This window comes from Streptomyces sp. NPDC111744, from assembly GCF_055634995.1.
The window spans coordinates 278121-295822 of the sequence record NZ_JBVKCG010000009.1 but is presented as its reverse complement, the minus strand read 5'-3'; the positions used below and the strand labels follow the sequence as shown (position 1 = coordinate 295822).

Genomic DNA, 17702 nt, shown 5'->3' with positions numbered 1-17702 from the left:
ACCGGTGCGTCGAATGAGCATCGAAGCGCTTCGAAAGCGCCACGCCGCTCCATCGCAAGGGGAACCGCACGTGACCGCACAAACGCCGCCTACGCCGCCTTTCCGCGACCCGCATCTGCCGTTCGCGAAGCGCATCGACGACCTGCTGGCACGGCTCACCCTGGACGAGAAGGTCTCCTTCCTGCACCAGTTCGCACCCGCCGTGGAACGCCTGGGCATCGCCGCCTTCCGTACCGGCCAGGAGGCCCTGCACGGGGTCGCCTGGATGGGCCCGGCGACGGTGTTCCCGCAGGCGGTGGGGCTCGGCGCGACCTGGAACACCGATCTCGTACGCCGGGTCGGCGAGGCCGTGTCCAAGGAGGTCCGGGCGATGCGCGCCCGCGACGACCGCGTGGGCCTCAACGTCTGGGCGCCGACGGTGAACCTGCTGCGCCACCCGCTCTGGGGCCGTAACGAGGAGGGCTACTCCGAGGACCCGAAGCTCACCTCCGCCATCGCCACCGCCTACACGCACGGCCTGCGCGGCGACCACCCGGTGTACTGGCGCACCGCGCCCGTCCTCAAGCACTGGCTCGCCCACAACAACGAGACGGACCGCGCCACTTCCTCCTCCTCGGTCCGCCCGCGGGTGCTGCACGAGTACGATCTGCGCGCCTTCAAGGAGACCGTGGAGGCGGGCGCGGTGGCCGGCGTGATGCCCGCGTACAACCTGGTCAACGGCCGCCCCAACCATGTCTCCCCGTATCTGCGCGCGCAGTTGCGCAGCTGGACGCAGGAGGATCTGCTGGTCTGCTCGGACGCCGGCGCGCCCAGCAACCTGGTCGACCACGAGCACTACTTCGACACCCACGAGGAAGCCACGGCGGCCGCCCTCCTTGCCGGTGTCGACAGCTTCACCGACCACGGCACGGACGGTTCGCAGATCGTCTCCCGGATCAACGGGGCTCTGGAACAGGGCCTGTTGACGGAGGCCGACATCGACACGGCGGTGCGCCGCCAGCTCTCTGTCCGCTTCCGCCTCGGCGAGTTCGACCCGCAGGACGACCCGTACGCGCACACATCCGACTTCGACACCCCCGCCCACCGCGCCCTCGCCCGGGAGGCGGCGGAACAGGCGGTGGTCCTCCTCAAGAACGACGACGACCTGCTGCCGCTCGCGCCCGACACCCGGATCGCGGTGGTCGGTCTGCTCGCCGACGAGTGCAAACTCGACTGGTACAGCGGCACGCTGATCCACCGCTCCACCCCGCTGGAGGGCCTTTACGAACGGTTCGGCGCGGAGCGTGTGGAGTTCGCGGAGGGCGTGGACCGGGTCCGGCTGAGGCTCACGGACGGCACCTTCCTGCACGTACCGCCCGCCCCAGAGGCCGCCGACGAGGTGCGCGGCACGGCGGGCGCCCTGGACCCGGCGCTGCTGGCCGGCCGTACCGACCTGCCCCCGCTGACCACCGACGCGACGGGCACCGAACTCGCCCTCGTCGACTGGGGCGATGGCGTCCTGACGCTCCGCGCTCCCGACGGACGCTATCTCTCGGTCGCCGACGACGGCCGTGTCCGCGCTTCCGCCGACCAGCCCGGCGGCTGGGTCGTTCAGGAGACATTCCGCCTGGAACCACACCAGAACGGTCACCTCCTCCGGCATCTCGGCACGGGTCGCCATGTCTCTGTCGCCGCCGACGGCGTGAAGGTTGCCGCCGAGAACGCGTCGATCTTCGAACTGATCATCGTCGAGCGGGGTGCGGACGCCGTCGCCAGGGCGGCCGCCGCGGCCGACGCGGTCCTGGTGGTCGCGGGCAACGACCCGCACATCAACGGCCGCGAGACCGAGGACCGTACGACCCTGGCCCTGCCCCCGCACCAGGAGCGCCTGCTGCGCGCGGCCCGGTCCGCGAACCCGAGGACGGTGCTGGTGCTGACCTCGGCGTATCCCTACGCCGTGGACGTGGCCCGCCTCCCCGCGGTCCTGTGGACGGCCCACGGCGGCCAGGCGGCCGGTACCGCACTCGCCCGGGTCCTGGCCGGTGATGTCTCCCCGGCGGGCCGCCTCCCGCAGACCTGGTACGCCTCCGACGCCGACCTTCCCGACCTGCTCGACTACGACGTGCTCGGCGCCCGCCAGACGTACCTCCACTTCGAGGGCACCCCGCTGTTCCCGTTCGGCCACGGCCTGTCATACGCGTCCTTCTCCTACGCCGACCTGGTCACCGGGGTGGCGGACGGGACGCTCCGGGTGTCCTTCACGGTCACCAACACCGGTGATGTGACGGCGGACGAGGTGGCGCAGCTCTACTCCCGGGCGGTCGAGCCGTCGTCGGTGCGCCCGCGCCGCGAACTCCTGACCCACCACAGGTTCACCCTCGCCCCCGGCGAACGGACCGAGCTGAAGTTCGAAGTCCCGCTCTCGGCCTTCGGGTTCTGGGACGTGGCGCGGGACGGATGGCGCCTGGAGCAGGGCCCGTACTACGTGCTGGCCGGCGCCTCCAGCGAGGACATCCGCCTGCGTACGACGGTGATCCTGGACGGCGAGCAGGCGGCACCGCGTGATGTCGTCTCACGACGCGGTCTGCCGGCGGCCGACTTCGACGAGCAGTCGGGCATCGCGATCGTGGACCGTACGAAGTCGGAGGGCGACGCGGTCACGCCGAAGGGCGACGGCCTCGGTGAACTCGTCTACCGGGACTGCGACTTCGGCCAGGGGGTGACGGAGGTGACCGCGCGGGTGTCGGGCGTGGGGTCGCTGGAACTCTCCCTGGACGGCGGCCCGTTGCTGGCGGTGCTGACGCTTCCTGAGCCGACGCCGGGCCCGTATGCGTACACCTCGCTCACCGCCGGCATCGTCGCCGAGGGCGTGCACGACGTCCACCTCGGACTGCGCGGCCCACTGCGGCTCGCGCACGTCGGCTTCTCCGGTTGAGGGTCCGGAGCGGCCGACACCGAGAAGGGGTCCGGCACCGGAAGGCCTCGGTGCCGGGCCCTCTCGGGACGACGTCGAGCGTCACGGACAACCGTATATGAAAATGGTTCCCATTGGCAAGGTCCGGAGCCGTTGCGCCTGCAGTCCGCCTACGGACGCCTCGGGACTTCAGTCCGGGACGGCGGCGTCGACCAGGGCGGCGGCCACGGCGCGGGCGGCTGTTCCGGCACTGGGGTCGCGGTCCGGCCAGGCGCTGATCCCGGCGCCGTCGTAGAGCAGGACCAGTTGCTGGGCGAGCGCCTTCGCGTCCTTGGCGCCTGCCTGCTGAGCGAGGCCGAAGAAGAGTTCGTGCAGCCAGGTCCGGTAGTCGCTGGCCGCATGTTCGACGACGCCGCCGGGCTGGGCGTCGGCGCTCGCGCCGATGAACGCGCAGCCACGGCACCCCGCGCGCGCCGAGGCCGTCGACGAGATCACCGCGGCCGGCTGCCACGCCCGGTTTGCCGAGGCGGAGCTGGAGGACCCGGTCGACATCGACCGGCTCGCCGCGGCGGTCGGCGAAATCTACGTCCTGGTCGACAACGCCCGCCGGGCCGTCCGGGCCCCGACCGAGGAGATGAAGGGAAGCGCATGACCTGGTGTGCGGGAAGGAGCCTCAGACGCAGCCTGTGCGTCACGGGCTGGTCAGCACACAGGTCCCGCCGCCATTCAAGAGAGCGGCACCTCTCTCGAATATCGATCAGGCAGCAGCTCACGAAGCGCGACGAGCAAGGCCCCCGAGCTGATGATCGAGATGTCTGACTTCTCAACCATGCTGCTCCGAGAAGACCATCAACCGGGCGCTGGCCGCGGCAAGGGCACCGGTCGAGCGCGGCGTCGCACGCCTGAAGTCCTGGCGGATCTTCCGCAGATCCCGATGCAGCCCGAATCGCATGACATCGCATGACGTCGATCGCCAAGGCCGTCCTCACCCCGGAGCGGCAACGCAGCACTGAAGAAGCTCAGTGAGTCCAGTAGTCGCGGCGGGGCAGTTCGGCCCACACATCAGGAGGTCCGACCACGGCACGCCTGTCGGTCAGACGCAGTCCTGCGAAGGCGCAGGAGTAGGCCACGGCGTTGTACTGGTAGAGGTACGAAAACAACACTTCTTCGGCGGTGTCGTTCTCGTCCGGTCCCCCACCCGGGTGCAGATCCCAGCCCTCGACACTTCCATGACGGGCGATGCCGCCTTGGTTGCCGCTCTTGGGATTGGCGTACAGGCCGTAGCAGACCGTGTCGGCAGACAACTGGGTGAGCACGCCCGGCATTTGCGGCGCGTATCCCCAGGGCTGTGTTACGACGCAGCCGCCCGGCACGGACGTCACGCCGACGATCTGCAAGCTCTCGTCCATGTCGTACTCGTACGGATCCTCCAGCAGCGCATCGATGACTTCGTCCTCCACCGGCGCCGCCTCCAGACGGCGCACCGCCTCGACCGCATCGATGCCGGCCACGCAGGCAAGCCCCATACCCTCGTAGTGGAACGTGCCCAATGCCGTGATGAGCCGATGGGCCTCTTCCGCTGCCGCACGCTCCGTGTCGGTCAGGCGTACCCCCTCCGGTACCGGGAACAGGCCTGGCATCGGTCCAGCCAGGCTCAACCGGCCCGGTGACCAGCCGCCGATCGACAGCCGCCAAGGATCAGCCCCGGCAACGGCGAGGGCTTGTGCGTTTTCCGGCTTCCTGGACACGACGGCCTGCCAAAGCGCCGTCACCCCGTTCTCAACCGCGTCCACGTCCGCAACCCGATCGGCCAACTCGGCGACGACCTCCGAGGAGCCAAACACCGCTGCGCGATGCAGCGGTCGGCCCCCGCTCCATTTCTCCGGATCGGCGCCTTCGTCGAGACGCCGGCGAACATCGTCGACATCCGTCCAGTCCCAGCCCATCCCAGCCCAGCCGTCACTCACTGCTGCCATCGATCCCCCCAAAAGGTCGCATGCTGTCGCGCTACACGCTCGCACACGGGTCCGACATCGAGGACCAACCAGCACGCCCAAACTTCGATGACACACGTCCGCTCCAGGTCCGATGGCACCGGTCAAGCTTCGGTGACACCGGAGCTTCGAAGCCGAGGACAAACCACCCAGGGCGCCGTTGCTGCGCGCCTGCGCCTGACCCCCACGCACCTCGACCGGTATATGGCCGACCACGAGACGGCCGGGCCCATCTGCGGCTCCAACGCGACGCCGTGCGACGGGCGCTCACCGCAGCAGTCTCCGCCCGCCCAGTAGCGCCGCACCAACAGCCGCTGCCAAGATCCGACCATCAGCCCAGGTCACCCCCCATACACAGCAGAACGGCCGCAGCCCCCGCACAGCGGGCTGCGGCCGTTCTGTTCCGACCTGTCCGTGGCAGGTCAGAGGGCGAGGCCGGTGAGGACCAGGACTCGCTCGTAGGTGTAGTCGTCCATCGCGAACTTGACGCCCTCGCGGCCGACGCCGGACTGCTTGGCGCCGCCGTACGGCATCTGGTCGGCGCGGTAGGAGGGGACGTCACCAATGACGACACCGCCGACCTCAAGGGCGCGGTGGGCACGGAAGGCGGTCTGGAGGTCGTGGGTGAAGACGCCCGCCTGGAGGCCGTACTTGGAGTCGTTCGCGGCGGCGAACGCTTCGGCCTCGCCGTACACCTTCTGCACGGTGAGGACGGGTCCGAAGACCTCCTCGCACGAGATGGTGGTGTCGGCCGGGACCTCGGTGAGGACGGTGGGCGCGAAGCTGGCGCCGTCGCGGTCACCGCCGGTGACCAGGGTGGCGCCGGCCTCGACCGCCTCCTTCACCCACGCCTCGACGCGCTCCGCGGCCGCCTCGCTGACCAGCGGGCCGACGTCGGTCCTGTCGTCGGCGGGGTCACCGGTGACCTGGGCCTCGACGGCGGCGACGATGCGCGGGAGCAGACGGTCGTAGACGGTCGCGTCGGCGATGACCCGCTGCACGGAGATGCAGGACTGGCCGCCCTGGTAGTTGGAGAAGGTCGCGATGCGGGTCGCGGCCCAGTCGAGGTCGGCGTCGCTCGCGTAGTCCCCGAGGACGACGGCAGCGCCGTTGCCGCCCAGTTCCAGGGTGCAGTGCTTGCGCGGGACCGAGTCCATGATCGAGTAGCCGACCTTCTCGGAACCGGTGAAGGAGATGACCGGGAGGCGCTCGTCCTGGACGAGGGCGGGCATCTTGTCGTTGGCGACCGGGAGGATCGACCAGGACCCTTCGGGGAGGCCGGTCGTCTCGGCGAGCAGGTCGCCGATGATCAGGCCGGAGAGCGGGGTGGCGGGGGCCGGCTTGAGGATGATCGGCGCGCCGGCGGCGATGGCCGGGGCGATCTTGTGGGCGCAGAGGTTGAGCGGGAAGTTGAAGGGTGCGATGCCGAGGACGACGCCCTTCGGGAAGCGGCGGGTGAGCGCCAGGCGACCCTGGCCACCGAGGTCGGTGTCGAGCCGCTGGGCCTCGCCGCCGTTGAAGCGCCGGGCCTCCTCGGCGGCGAACCGGAACACCGAGACGGCACGGCCGACCTCGCCGCGCGCCCACTTGATCGGCTTGCCGTTCTCGGCGGAGATCAGCTGGGCTATCTCCTCGGTGCGCTCGACGAGGCGCCGGCTGACGTGGTCGAGGGCGGCGGCCCGGACGTGTGCCGGGGTGGCGGCGAACTCGTCCCGTACGGCGTACGCGGCGGCGACCGCTTCCTCGACCTGCGCGTCGGTGGGCACGCTGACCTGGCCGACGAGGCGCCCGTCCCACGGGCTGGTGACGTCGAAGGTGTCCTCGCCGGTGACCTGACGGCCGGCGAGCCAGAAGGCGTGGGTGGCGGTCATGAGAGTCCCGGCCCTTCCGCGTGTGGGGATGTTCTTGGCTTTCAACGTCCACCGTAGGCGCGGGAAGGGGAAGCGACGCTTGTCCGGGGTGTAGTGGTGGGGGGCGGGGGTACGCCGGTTTGGCAGGGGCGAATCGGGGGTGGAGTCCCGGGTGCCGGTCAGTCCGCCGATGTCGCCTTCAGCGCCAGCCACAACTCCATCCGGGCGTCCGGGTCGTCCAGGGAGCGGCCCAGGATCTCCTCGACCCTGCGCATCCGATACCGCAGCGTATGGCGGTGGACGCCCAGGTCGGCGGCCGCCGCGTCCCACTGGCCGTGCCTTGACAGCCAGGCCCGCAGGGAGGCCACCAGGTCGCCGCGGCCGGTCGCGTCATGCTCGTACAGCGCCCGCAACAGGCCGTCCGCGAACGCCTTCACCGCGTCGTCGGCCAGCAGCGGCAGCACCGATCCGGCGGCCAGCTGCTCGTGCTCGACCAGCACCCGGCCCCGCCGCCGGGCCACCGACAGTGCCTGTTCGGCCTGCTTGTAGGCGGCCGCCGCGCCGATCGGGCCGGACGGGGCGGACATGCCCACGACCAGGTCGTCCTGCGCGGCGGCGTCCTGCTCCGGTGCGGCCCGCGCGGCCTCGCGCGCCGCCGCGTGATCGACGCACGCGCCCACCGCGGCACCCCCGTCCGCGGCCAGTACCACCAGCCGCTCCCCCTCCGGCACCACCAGCACCGCCTCCCCGGCGCGCGCCGCTGCCGACTCGACCGCCTCCGCGAGACCGGTGAGCAGCTCGGCGCCCCCGTCCGCGACGATCATCCGGAAGGGTGCGTCGAGAAGTCCGCCGTACAGATCCCCGGCGACCCCCCGGGCATGGTCCGGCTGCCCGGCGAGCAGCATCCGCAGCACCGCCGCGCCCACCCGCTGCTCGGCCGCGTGCAGCGAACGGGAGCGTTCCGTCGTAAGGGTGAGCAGGGCGATGGCCGAGTGGACGGCGTACCGCTCGGCCGTGCCCAGGGCCGCCGCGGTGCCGACCGCCAGGGCCGCGCGGGGCCTGCGGCCGGTGCCCAGCGAGTGCAGCTCCACCCGGTCCTCGTTGTCCGGGCCGCCCACCACCGATGAAGCCGGCGCCGGGCGTTCCCGCAGCCGTTCCACTTCCGCGGTCAGCCGTGCCGCCCGGCGTCCCGCCCACTCCGGTGCGGTGGCGACGACCGCGCCCGAGGCGTCGTACAGCGCCGCCCAGCCGTCCACCTGCGAGGCGAGCGCGGCGAGCAGCCCCTCCGGTCCGGCGTTCAGCGCCTGCCTGGTCAGTTCGCGCTGGGCGGCGAAGCCCGCGGTCACCGCCCGGTACTGGTCGGCCGCTATCGCCGCCGACACGGCCTTGCTGATGGCGAGGAAGGGGGTGCGGCGCGGCACCTCCAGCAGGGGCAGGCCCTCGTGTTCGGCCGCGTCGACCAGGGCCTTGGGAATCTCCTCGTAGTGGACCCCGATGGCGAAGCCGAGGCCCACCACGCCCGCTCCCACCAGGCGTTTCACATACCGTCGCATGGCCTCCGGATCGTCCGCGTCCAGCTTCAGCGCGGTGATCAGGAGAAGTTCCCCGCCCTCCATGTACGGCACGGGGTCGGCGAGTTCGCTGGCATGGGCCCAGCGCACGGGCACGTCGAGGCGGTCCTCGCCCGCGCGCACGGTCAGTTTGAGCGCGGAATGGTGGACGAGCGAGGCGAGCGTCGGTGGCATCAGGCCGTCAGATCTTCTCTTCGGTCGTGCACACGTGAAGACATGCACAGGGACAGGGGGCCTTTGGCCGTCTCGTATGAACGGCTTCTATCGATTCTGCCTCACTGTACGGTCGCGTGTGGCTCCCTGTTCAGACCCGGCCGGCACCGCCCCTGAGGTCCACCAGCAGCGGGGGCGCGTGCTCGCCCTTGACGGTCGTCAGGGAGAGGACCGCATGGCCCGCCGGCACGCCGTGGGCGAGCTCGGAGGCCGACCAGCGCTCGCGCTCCACCTGCCGGACGGTGACCGCGCGGGCCGTGGGCGCCTTGCCGGTGATGACCTGCCGTACGACGTGCAGTGCCTTGCCCGCCGGGGTCTCCGCGATGATCTGGCGGTCGGTGACGTCCCGGGCCTCGGTCCACTCCTTGCCCCAGACCTCGGCGAAGTCCTGGCCGTCCCAGGGGGTGAGGCCGGCGAAGGCCATACGGCAGCCGGCGGCCCCCAGCAGGGGCGCGCGCAGGGGGCGGGGTACGTCGTCCAGGGTGCGCAGGGTCAACGCCACGCCCGCGTTGGCCGACCGCAGACGCTGTACGGCGCGTACCGCCTCCGGTGTCACGACACCCGTCGCGTCGTCCAGGAGCAGACAGGCGAAGAGCGAACGGTCGTCCCGTACCGTCACGCTCGCCGTGAACTGGGCGAGCACCAGCCGGGCCAGGATGCGGGAGGCGTCCGCGTGGCCGCGCTCGGGCAGGTCGATACGGACCCGGACCGGGTGGTCGAGGGCCCTGAGGGAGAAGGGGCGGGACTGGCCGGAGGTGTCGAAGAAGCCGGCGAAGGCCGGGCGGTCGAGGAGAGCGATGCGGTCGGCGAGGACCGATCCCACGTCCCCCGGCTGCCCCATCTGCCGCTCCCGGGCGTCGAGTTCGCGCAGCAGCGACTCGTGTCCTGTGACCGTCAGCGCCTTGCGGAGCGCGGCCACGGGGCCTGGGGCGCCGTCGAGGAGCTGGCGGAGTTCGGGTACGGAGGGGAAGCGGCCGTGGACCGCCCTGAACGGGCCGAGCAGCTGGGCGAGGACGGTGGTGGAGCGGCGGCTGTCGCTGCCGGGGTGCGGGTCGGCGAGGTCACCGACGAGGGCCTCGGCGAGTATGGCGGCGGCCTCGTCGGGGTCGGTGGTGCCGCCGTACAGGTCGAGGTCGTAGACGGACTCGGGGTGGGCGATACGGACGACTACGTCGTAGGAGTCGGCGGGCCCGAGCCCGGCGCCGGCCGCGCCGACGACGACCACGGAGGCGCGCCCGGCGAGCGCGTGCAGGCAGAGCGACTCGGCGAGCGGGCGCACGAGCGCGCCGGTCTTGCCGGAGCCGGCCGGGCCGACGGCGAGCAGGGAGGTGCCGAGCAGTTCGGGGCCGAGGGCGAGGCCGGTGTCCCGGTAGCGGTAGGGGTTGCGGGGGTCGTCGGCGGTCGTGCCGAGCCGCACCTGGCCGGTGACCAGGTCGTGCCTGGCGTGCCGGGCGGGCAGGTCGCGCTCCCCGGAGGGGTGCGGACAGGCGGCGGCGCCGTCCTTGACCACGGCGGCGGAGAAGGACGTCATGCTGTGCCGACCGCTGCGTACGCCCTGCCAGGCCCGGGCGATCCTGGCGTGGTCCACGTCCCCCATCAGCCCGGTCCGCGCCTCGGCGGCCAGCCGGTCGGCGGCGTCGTGCGCACCGGCGGCACGGAGGTCGGGCCACTGGGCGGGGTCTTCCTCCACGGCGAGGGGCTCCTGGCGGGAAACCGGAGCCTTGAGCCGAGGCGCGACGAACCGGCGCCACACCTCTCCCCACCGACCGAGCTTGCCCACCACGACGAGGATGGTGAGGGCTACGAGGTAGGTGTATCCCTGATAGATGAACTGAGCCGTGCTCCTTCCGATCGTGCCGTTCTCGCCCTGCCACGAGTCAGGGAGGAACAGCCGGAGCGGCAGGCCCCACCACGCGCCCAGGTAGCCGTGCGTCAGCAGGGACCAGACCAGCCACCCCACCAGGAAGGCGATCAGCGCCCCGCTCAGCAGCTGCCGGGTCGGAACCTGGTCGGGCTCCTCGTCGGGCCGGGACCGGTACCCGAACCGCCACACCCCCGGCGCCGCCTCCGGCCTGGGCGCGCGCAGCCAGCTCAGAAATGCCGAGCCGTCCGGCAGCGGAGGCACCGTCGGTGGCGCCGTCGGCCGCGGCGGCACCGCGCCCGCATCCTGCGGTCCCGCCGGACGCGGCACAGGATTCGCATGCGTACCCCGCGCGTCCCGCGTCCCGTCGCTGTCCATCGCCCTCGCTCCCTGACCAGCCGTTCCGTCCACCGTCAGCGGTCAATCTAACGCCCCGGCCAAGGGAGTTCACCGATTGCGCGGCCGAGCCGGTCGAGGCGTTCCGGATATGGCCGGTCGTTGATGTCGAAAGCGGAGGTTGAACCGGACGGTGATGGCGACCGGGCTGCCGACGCCCGGCAGGCAGAGCCGCGCGGGACCGCTGCCGGACGGCGGGGGCGTGGCCTGGGACGATGCGCGCCGCCGGGGCAACCGACAGCTCGTGCGCGTCGGCGGTCGGGGGCTGATACCGATGACGAGCGCGTATGCCGACGACCGGGACGGCCGTCCGCGGATCGCCGGTCACCCGCACCGGCGCTGTGCCGTCTCCCGGCCCGGTGGCGGCCGACCGGTCGCCCTCGCTATGTCCACCGCGGACAATGGCACCGCCTGACAACACCCACATGGAGCATGCCCACGTCCCACACCCGGACCTAGCCTGCGAAGAAAGAAGGAAAGCGTCCGGATACGCACCGCCGGAGCCGCCCCGGGGCCGCCGGACACGCGCAGCGCCCCGGAACGCACGATTCATCAGGGAGCCCCCCATGACCGCACTTCCGCAGGAGCGCCGCGTCATCACCGCCATCCCCGGCCCCAAGTCGCAGGAGCTGCAGGCCCGCCGCACCGCCGCGGTCGCGCAGGGCGTCGGTTCCGTGCTGCCGGTGTTCACCGCCCGCGCGGGCGGCGGCATCATCGAGGACGTCGACGGCAACCGTCTGATCGACTTCGGTTCGGGTATCGCGGTGACCAGCGTGGGCGCCTCCGCCGAGGCCGTCGTACGCCGGGCCGCCGCCCAGCTGGCCGACTTCACCCACACCTGTTTCATGGTCACCCCGTACGAGGGCTATGTGGCCGTCGCCGAGGCGCTGGCCGAGCTCACCCCGGGTGACCACGCCAAGAAGTCCGCGCTGTTCAACAGCGGTGCCGAGGCCGTCGAGAACGCCGTCAAGATAGCGCGCGTCTACACCGGGCGGCAGGCGGTCGTCGTGTTCGACCACGGCTACCACGGCCGGACCAACCTCACCATGGCGCTGACCGCCAAGAACATGCCGTACAAGCACGGCTTCGGGCCGTTCGCGCCCGAGGTGTACCGGGTGCCGGTGGCGTACGGCTACCGCTGGCTCACCGGCCCGGAGAACGCCGGTGCCGAGGCCTCCGCCCAGGCCATCGACATGATCAACAAGCAGATCGGCGCGGACAACGTGGCGGCGATCATCATCGAGCCGGTGCTCGGCGAGGGTGGCTTCATCGAGCCCGCCAAGGGCTTCCTGCCGGCGATCAGCCAGTTCGCCAAGGACAACGGCATCGTGTTCGTCGCCGATGAGATCCAGTCCGGGTTCTGCCGTACGGGCCAGTGGTTCGCGTGCGAGGACGAGGGGATCGTCCCGGACCTGATCACCACGGCGAAGGGCATCGCCGGTGGTCTGCCGCTGGCCGCCGTCACCGGTCGCGCCGAGATCATGGACGCCGCGCACTCCGGCGGCCTCGGCGGCACCTACGGCGGCAACCCGGTCGCCTGCGCCGGTGCGCTCGGTGCCATCGAGACCATGAAGGAGCTGGACCTCAACGCCAAGGCGAAGGCCATCGAGGCGATCATGAAGCCGCGCCTGTCCGCCATGGCCGAGAAGTTCGACGTCATCGGCGATGTCCGGGGCCGCGGCGCGATGATCGCCATCGAACTGGTCAAGGACCGTACGACCAAGGAGCCGAACCCGGAGGCGACCGCCGCCCTCGCCAAGGCCTGCCACCAGGAGGGCCTGCTGGTCCTGACCTGTGGCACCTACGGCAACGTGCTGCGCTTCCTGCCGCCGCTGGTCATCGGCGAGGACCTGCTCAACGAGGGCCTCGACATCATCGAGCAGGCCTTCGCTCGGATCTGAGCCACAGGCTTCTCGCAGCCCGCTCAAAGGGTGTCGAACCCCTGTGTCACAGCCGCCCCTCGCCTCCCACCTGGCGTTATGCGGGGGGCTGGGGCGGCCCCCGTCAGGCCGTGTGAAGAAGGTGTGCGAGGTGGATGACGGGACGCGATTCCGCCTGTCGCCGCGCCTGACCCTGCCGTAGGTTCTAACCAGATGAGAGATACACCCCGCCCACAGGGGACTGTGGGCGATTTCAGGCCGGGGCCTCCCCAGCTTCGACCTGGTCGTGCCCTCGCGCACACAACCGGTGCCTCTGGTTCCGGATCTCCTCACCGATCGGATGGTCGCTCGCCCCAAACCCCCCGGGGCGCGCGACATTCCGACCCGGACGGCCGCCCCGGAACCACCCCCCCTGTTCCGGGGCGGCCGACCTCCTTCCTTCTCCTTCCCCTCGCGGGACTCCTGGGCCTTCCGGCCCTTCTCTTCGCGCTGATCACCTGGCAGGTCGTGGCCCATGGCCCCCTGCTCCGCCTGGACAGCCGTCTGAGCAGCGCACTCGTCCACCCGGACCGGTTCTCCGAGCTCCTCTCCGACCTCGGGAACGCGCCGGTCGCGGTCCCGGTCCTGGTGTTCGTCATCGGATACGTCGCCTGGCGCGGCCGATCCACTGGTACAGACCGCTGGTGGCTGCCGCCCACCGCGGCCGCCGTCCTGATGGCCCTCGTCCCCGCGATCATCGTGCCGGTCAAGGACTGGACCGCCCGTCCGGGGACCCCGCTGGTGCCCCCGGCGGTCGGCTACTTCCCCTCCGGCCATACGGCGACGGCGGCGATCGCATACGGCTCCGCGACCCTGCTCCTCCTCCCCTGGCTCCACTCCCGCGCCGCCCGCCGCACCCTTGTGGCCCTCTGCGCGACCCTCGTCCTCGCCGTCTCCTACGGGCTGGTCCGCCGCGGCTACCACTGGCCGCTGGACGTGGCGGCCAGCTGGTGCCTGTGCACGGTCCTGCTGACGGCACTGCGGTTGCTGCTCACCCGAAGTACGCGTCGAAGTTCCGCTGGAACTCCCAGTTCGAGAACCGGTCCCAGTTGACCGACCAGGTCATCAGACCGCGCATGGCCGGCCAGGTGCCGTGGGTCGTGTACGAGCCGCAGTTCGTCTTCTTCGTCAGGCAGTCCAGGGTCTTGGTGACCTCGGCGGGGGCGACATAGCCGTTGCCCGCGTTGGTCGAGGCCGGCATGCCGATCGCGATCTGGTCGGGGCGCAGCGGCGGGAAGACGTTGTTGGCGTCGCCCGCCACCGGGAAGCCGGTGAGCAGCATGTCGGTCATCGCGATGTGGAAGTCGGCGCCGCCCATGGAGTGGTACTGGTTGTCGAGGCCCATGATCGGCCCCGAGTTGTAGTCCTGGACGTGCAGCAGGGTCAGGTCGTCGCGCAGGGCGTAGATGACGGGGAGGTACGCCCCGCAGCGCGGGTCCTGGCCGCCCCACTTGCCGGTGCCGTAGTACTGGTAGCCCATCTGCACGAAGAAGGTCTCCGGTGCCATGGACAGCACGAACTTCGAGCCGTACTTGGCCTTCAGGGTCTTCAGCGCGGAGATCAGGTTCACGACCACCGGGGTCGTCGGGTTCTTGAAGTCCGTGTCGTTCGCGTCCAGGGACAGCGAGTGGCCCTCGAAGTCGATGTCGAGGCCGTCCAGACCATAGGTGTCGATGATGTTCGAGACGGAGGAGACGAAGGTGTCCCGGGCGGCGGCCGTGGTCAGCTGGACCTGGCCGTTGGCGCCGCCGATCGATATCAGCACCTTCTTGCCGGCCGCCTGCTTGGCCTTGATGGCCGCCTTGAAGTCGGCGTCACTCTCGACGTTCGGGCACTCCGTCACCGGGCAGCGGTTGAAGCGGATGTCCCCGGAGGTGGCCGAGGTCGGCTCGCCGAAGGCCAGGTCGATGACGTCCCAGCTGTCGGGGACGTCGGCCAGCCGGGTGTAGCCGGAGCCGTTGGCGAAGGAGGCGTGCAGGTAGCCGACCAGGGCGTGGGTGGGCAGGTCGGTGGAGCCTCCGGAGGAGCCGGCGGTGGTCGTGGCGGTCACCGCGGCCGACTTCGCGGACTCGCCGGAGCCGTTCACGGCGGTTACCTGGAAGCTGTACGCGGTGGAGGGTGTGAGCCCGGCGACCGTGGCCGAAGTCCCGCTCGCCGTCTGGACCTTCACCCCGTCCCGGTAGACGGCGTAGCTGGTGGCGCCGGTGACCGCCGTCCAGGACAGGGCCACGCTGGACGACGTGATCGTGCCGCTATTCAGCCCTGTCGGTGCGGCGGGCGGCTGGCCCGTTGCGCCGCCGGGGCCGACGAGGGAGATGTCGTCGGCGTAGTAGGCGCCGGTGCCGTACCAGCCGTGGGTGTAGATGGTGACCCTGGTCGTGGAGGCGCCGGTGGTGAAGGTGGTGGTGAGTTTCTGCCAGTCGGGGGCGGACTGGGTCCAGGTGGAGACGTCGGTGGTGCCGGTCCCGCTCGCGCCGAGGTAGACGTAGGAGCCGCGGACGTAACCGGACAGGGTGTACTGCGCGTTGGGCTGTACGGTCACCGTCTGCGCGCACTGGGCGTTGTCGCTGCCGGCCGGGGTCGCCTGCAGCGCGGAGCCGCCGCTGTGCACGGGTGAGCCGACCGTCGTACCGCTTCCCGCCGTGCAGCTCCAGCCGGTCAGGCCGGCCTCGAAGCCGCCGTTGGCAGCGAGATCCGCGTCGGCCGCACGGGCGGCCGCCGAGAGCGCGGTGATACCGGACACGGCCAGCAGACCGGCCGTGAGCATGGTGAGGACAGGTCTGACGCGTACCACAAGTGCCTCCGGGGATGGGGGATTTGGAGGTGGGGTGCGCGCTCAACTTGGTCCAGACCAATTTGCTTGTCAAGACCTACGGGCAAAGCGCCCCGCAGGGGCGCGGGGCTGTGACATGTGCGGCTCCGCCGCGTGGGCGCGACCAGCCGCAACCAAGCCGCGGCCGACCGACAACCTCACGCGAACGGCGTCCAGTCATCGGCCGAGCCGGCCGCAGCCTCGTGCATCGCCAGTTCCAGCAGCCCCGGATCCGTCAGCGTCCCCGACCCGTCCGGCATCACCAGCCACCGCACCCCCTGGGTCGCCCGGCCGGGATACGGCACGACGATCCAGGTGCCGGCACCCGCCGTGCGGATCCCGGTGCCGAGCCACCGCGCGGCCGTGCCGGGCGGCACGAAGAAGCCCACCCGGTCGTCCCCGAAGTCGGCCAGGACGGGCCCTGGTTGGTCGAGGACGCGGGTGAGCACGTCGAGGGTGGGGTAGCCGAGCTCGCCCGGCAGGATCAGTACGTCCCAGGCCTTGCCTGCGGGCAGCAGCGCGATCCCCAGGGGGTTGCGCTCCCACTCCCAGCGGCATGCCTCGGGGTCAGGTGCGACGGATGCCAGCCATTCGACCGCCGTCTTCGCCCCAGTCACCAGAAGACCTCCCAGTCCCACGCATCGACGCGCGCGTCGCGTCACGTGGAGAGAGGGAGGTCTTCCGCTGGCATTACGCGGGTTTCGCCACCCCGTTGGAATGACCTGGATCACATGACCAGACGGGTCAGCTGTCGAAGCCCAGTCCCAGCCGGTCCATCGCCTTCAGCCACAGGTTGCGGCGGCCCCCGTGGGCGTCGGCGCGCGCCAGCGACCACTTGGTGAGGGCGATGCCCGTCCAGGCGAACGGCTCCGGCGGGAACGGCAGCGGCTTCTTGCGGACCATCTCCAGCCGGGTGCGCTCGGTCTCCTCGCCGGCCAGCAGGTCCAGCATCACATCGGCGCCGAACCGGGTCGCGCCGACACCGAGGCCGGTGTACCCGGCCGCGTACGCCACCCTCCCCTGATGGGCGGTGCCGAAGAACGCCGAGAAGCGGGAGCAGGTGTCGATCGCGCCGCCCCACGCGTGCGTGAAGCGGATGCCCTCCAACTGCGGGAAGCAGGTGAAGAAGTGCCCGGCGAGCTTGGCGTAGGTCTCGGGGCGGTCGTCGTACTCGGCGCGGACCCGGCCGCCGTAGTGGTGGATGGCGTCGTAGCCGCCCCAGAGGATGCGGTTGTCCGCCGACAGCCGGAAGTAGTGGAACTGGTTGGCCGAGTCGCCGAGGCCCTGCCGGTTCTTCCAGCCGATCGCGCCGAGCTGCTCGGCGGTGAGCGGCTCGGTCATCAGGGCGTAGTCGTAGACCGGCACGGTGTAGGCGCGGACCCGCTTGACCAGGTTCGGGAAGATGTTGGTGCCGAGCGCGACCCGCCGGGCGCGGACCGAGCCGTACGGGGTGCGTACGGCCATGCCGGCGCCGTACGGCTTCAGGTCCAGGGCGGGCGTGTGCTCGTACACCCGGACCCCGAGGGCGAGGCAGGCCTGCTTGAGGCCCCAGACGAGCTTGGCCGGGTTGAGCATGGCCACGCCCCGGCGGTCCCACAGGCCGGCCTCGAAGGTGGGCGAGGCGACCTGCTCGCGCACGGCGTCGGCGTCGAGGAACTCGACGTCGTCCGCGAGGCCCTTCCGCTCCAGCTCCTTGTGCCAGTCGCGCAGTTCCCAGGCCTGGTAGGGCTCGGTGGCCACGTCGATCTCGCCGGTGCGCTCGAACTCGCAGTCGATGCCGTGCCGGGCGACCGCGGCCTCGATCTCGTCGAGGTTGCGCCGGCCCAGCTCCTCAAGGCGGTGGATCTCGCCGGGCCAGCGGGCGAGCCCGTTGGGCAGCCCATGGGTGAGGGAGGCGGCGCAGAAGCCGCCGTTGCGGCCGGAGGCGGCCCAGCCCACCTCACGGCCTTCCAGCAGGACCACCTCGCGCCCGGGGTCGCGCTCCTTGGCGCCCAGCGCGGTCCACAGTCCGCTGTATCCGCCGCCGACGACCAGCAGGTCGCAGGTGTCGCCGCCGGTGAGCGCGGGCTCGGGGTGGGGCTTGCCGGGGTCTTCGAGCCAGTACGGGACCGGCTGTGCTTCGGAGAGAGACCTGGTCCAGTTCGCCTGACGGCTCATGGCGCTTGGGGCCATGATTTTCAACTCCCTACAGAG

Annotated in this window: 12 protein-coding genes and 1 pseudogene; 5 read left to right on the top strand and 8 right to left on the bottom strand. The window is 71.2% G+C overall.

Annotated features, from left to right (window positions below; genetic code table 11):
• Positions 1–70: 70 nt before the first annotated feature.
• Positions 71–2914, top strand: a complete 2844-nt coding sequence (locus ACZ7OO_RS22420) for a glycoside hydrolase family 3 C-terminal domain-containing protein (protein WP_471506858.1) — start codon at positions 71–73, stop codon at positions 2912–2914.
• 168 nt (positions 2915–3082) lie between these two features.
• On the opposite strand, the gene ACZ7OO_RS22415 is transcribed toward ACZ7OO_RS22420, so the two are convergent.
• Positions 3083–3388, bottom strand: coding sequence for a hypothetical protein (locus ACZ7OO_RS22415; RefSeq protein WP_471506857.1), 306 nt, complete (start codon positions 3386–3388; stop codon positions 3083–3085).
• Between ACZ7OO_RS22415 and ACZ7OO_RS22410 the strand changes: the two genes are divergently transcribed.
• Positions 3336–3545, top strand: a complete 210-nt coding sequence (locus ACZ7OO_RS22410; RefSeq protein WP_471506855.1) for a hypothetical protein — start codon at positions 3336–3338, stop codon at positions 3543–3545. The genes ACZ7OO_RS22415 and ACZ7OO_RS22410 overlap by 53 nt on opposite strands.
• Before the next feature lie 184 nt (positions 3546–3729).
• Positions 3730–3919, top strand: a pseudogene (locus ACZ7OO_RS22405) (transposase family protein); the annotation flags it as partial.
• On the opposite strand, the gene ACZ7OO_RS22400 reads toward ACZ7OO_RS22405, so the two are convergent.
• The 4 genes from ACZ7OO_RS22400 to ACZ7OO_RS22385 form a co-directional block, all read right to left on the bottom strand.
• A complete protein-coding gene (locus ACZ7OO_RS22400; protein ID WP_471506853.1) occupies positions 3913–4869 on the bottom strand; it encodes an ankyrin repeat domain-containing protein in 957 nt (318 codons plus the stop codon). The pseudogene ACZ7OO_RS22405 and the gene ACZ7OO_RS22400 overlap by 7 nt on opposite strands.
• A gap of 440 nt (positions 4870–5309) precedes the next feature.
• The gene (locus ACZ7OO_RS22395; RefSeq protein ID WP_471506852.1) at positions 5310–6758 is read right to left on the bottom strand and encodes an aldehyde dehydrogenase family protein; all 1449 of its coding nucleotides are present in this window, start codon (positions 6756–6758) and stop codon (positions 5310–5312) included.
• A gap of 158 nt (positions 6759–6916) precedes the next feature.
• Positions 6917–8482 (bottom strand): PucR family transcriptional regulator, encoded by a 1566-nt coding sequence (locus ACZ7OO_RS22390; RefSeq protein WP_471506851.1) that lies wholly within the window; start codon positions 8480–8482, stop codon positions 6917–6919.
• Between the two features lie 130 nt (positions 8483–8612).
• Complete coding sequence (locus ACZ7OO_RS22385; protein ID WP_471506850.1) at positions 8613–10760, bottom strand: type IV secretory system conjugative DNA transfer family protein; 2148 nt, start codon at positions 10758–10760, stop codon at positions 8613–8615.
• Positions 10761–11344: 584 nt separating this feature from the next.
• Here ACZ7OO_RS22385 and gabT point away from each other — a divergent pair.
• Both gabT and ACZ7OO_RS22375 read left to right on the top strand, forming a co-directional pair.
• Positions 11345–12679 carry a 4-aminobutyrate--2-oxoglutarate transaminase gene (gene gabT / locus ACZ7OO_RS22380; RefSeq protein ID WP_471506849.1) on the top strand — a complete coding sequence of 445 codons (1335 nt, stop codon included), beginning with the start codon at positions 11345–11347 and terminating at the stop codon, positions 12677–12679.
• Positions 12680–12871: 192 nt separating this feature from the next.
• Positions 12872–13750, top strand: a complete 879-nt coding sequence (locus ACZ7OO_RS22375; protein ID WP_471506848.1) for a phosphatase PAP2 family protein — start codon at positions 12872–12874, stop codon at positions 13748–13750.
• On the opposite strand, the gene ACZ7OO_RS22370 is transcribed toward ACZ7OO_RS22375, so the two are convergent.
• From ACZ7OO_RS22370 to ACZ7OO_RS22360, 3 genes are all read right to left on the bottom strand, one after another.
• On the bottom strand, positions 13689–15464 hold the full coding sequence (locus ACZ7OO_RS22370) for a chitinase (protein ID WP_471506958.1): 1776 nt from the start codon (positions 15462–15464) through the stop codon (positions 13689–13691). The genes ACZ7OO_RS22375 and ACZ7OO_RS22370 overlap by 62 nt on opposite strands.
• Positions 15465–15667: 203 nt before the next feature.
• On the bottom strand, positions 15668–16126 hold the full coding sequence (locus ACZ7OO_RS22365; protein WP_471506847.1) for a hypothetical protein: 459 nt from the start codon (positions 16124–16126) through the stop codon (positions 15668–15670).
• A 127-nt stretch (positions 16127–16253) separates the two neighbouring features.
• Entirely contained in the window at positions 16254–17681 is a 1428-nt protein-coding gene (locus ACZ7OO_RS22360; protein ID WP_471506846.1) for an NAD(P)/FAD-dependent oxidoreductase, read from the bottom strand.
• Positions 17682–17702 lie beyond the last annotated feature (21 nt).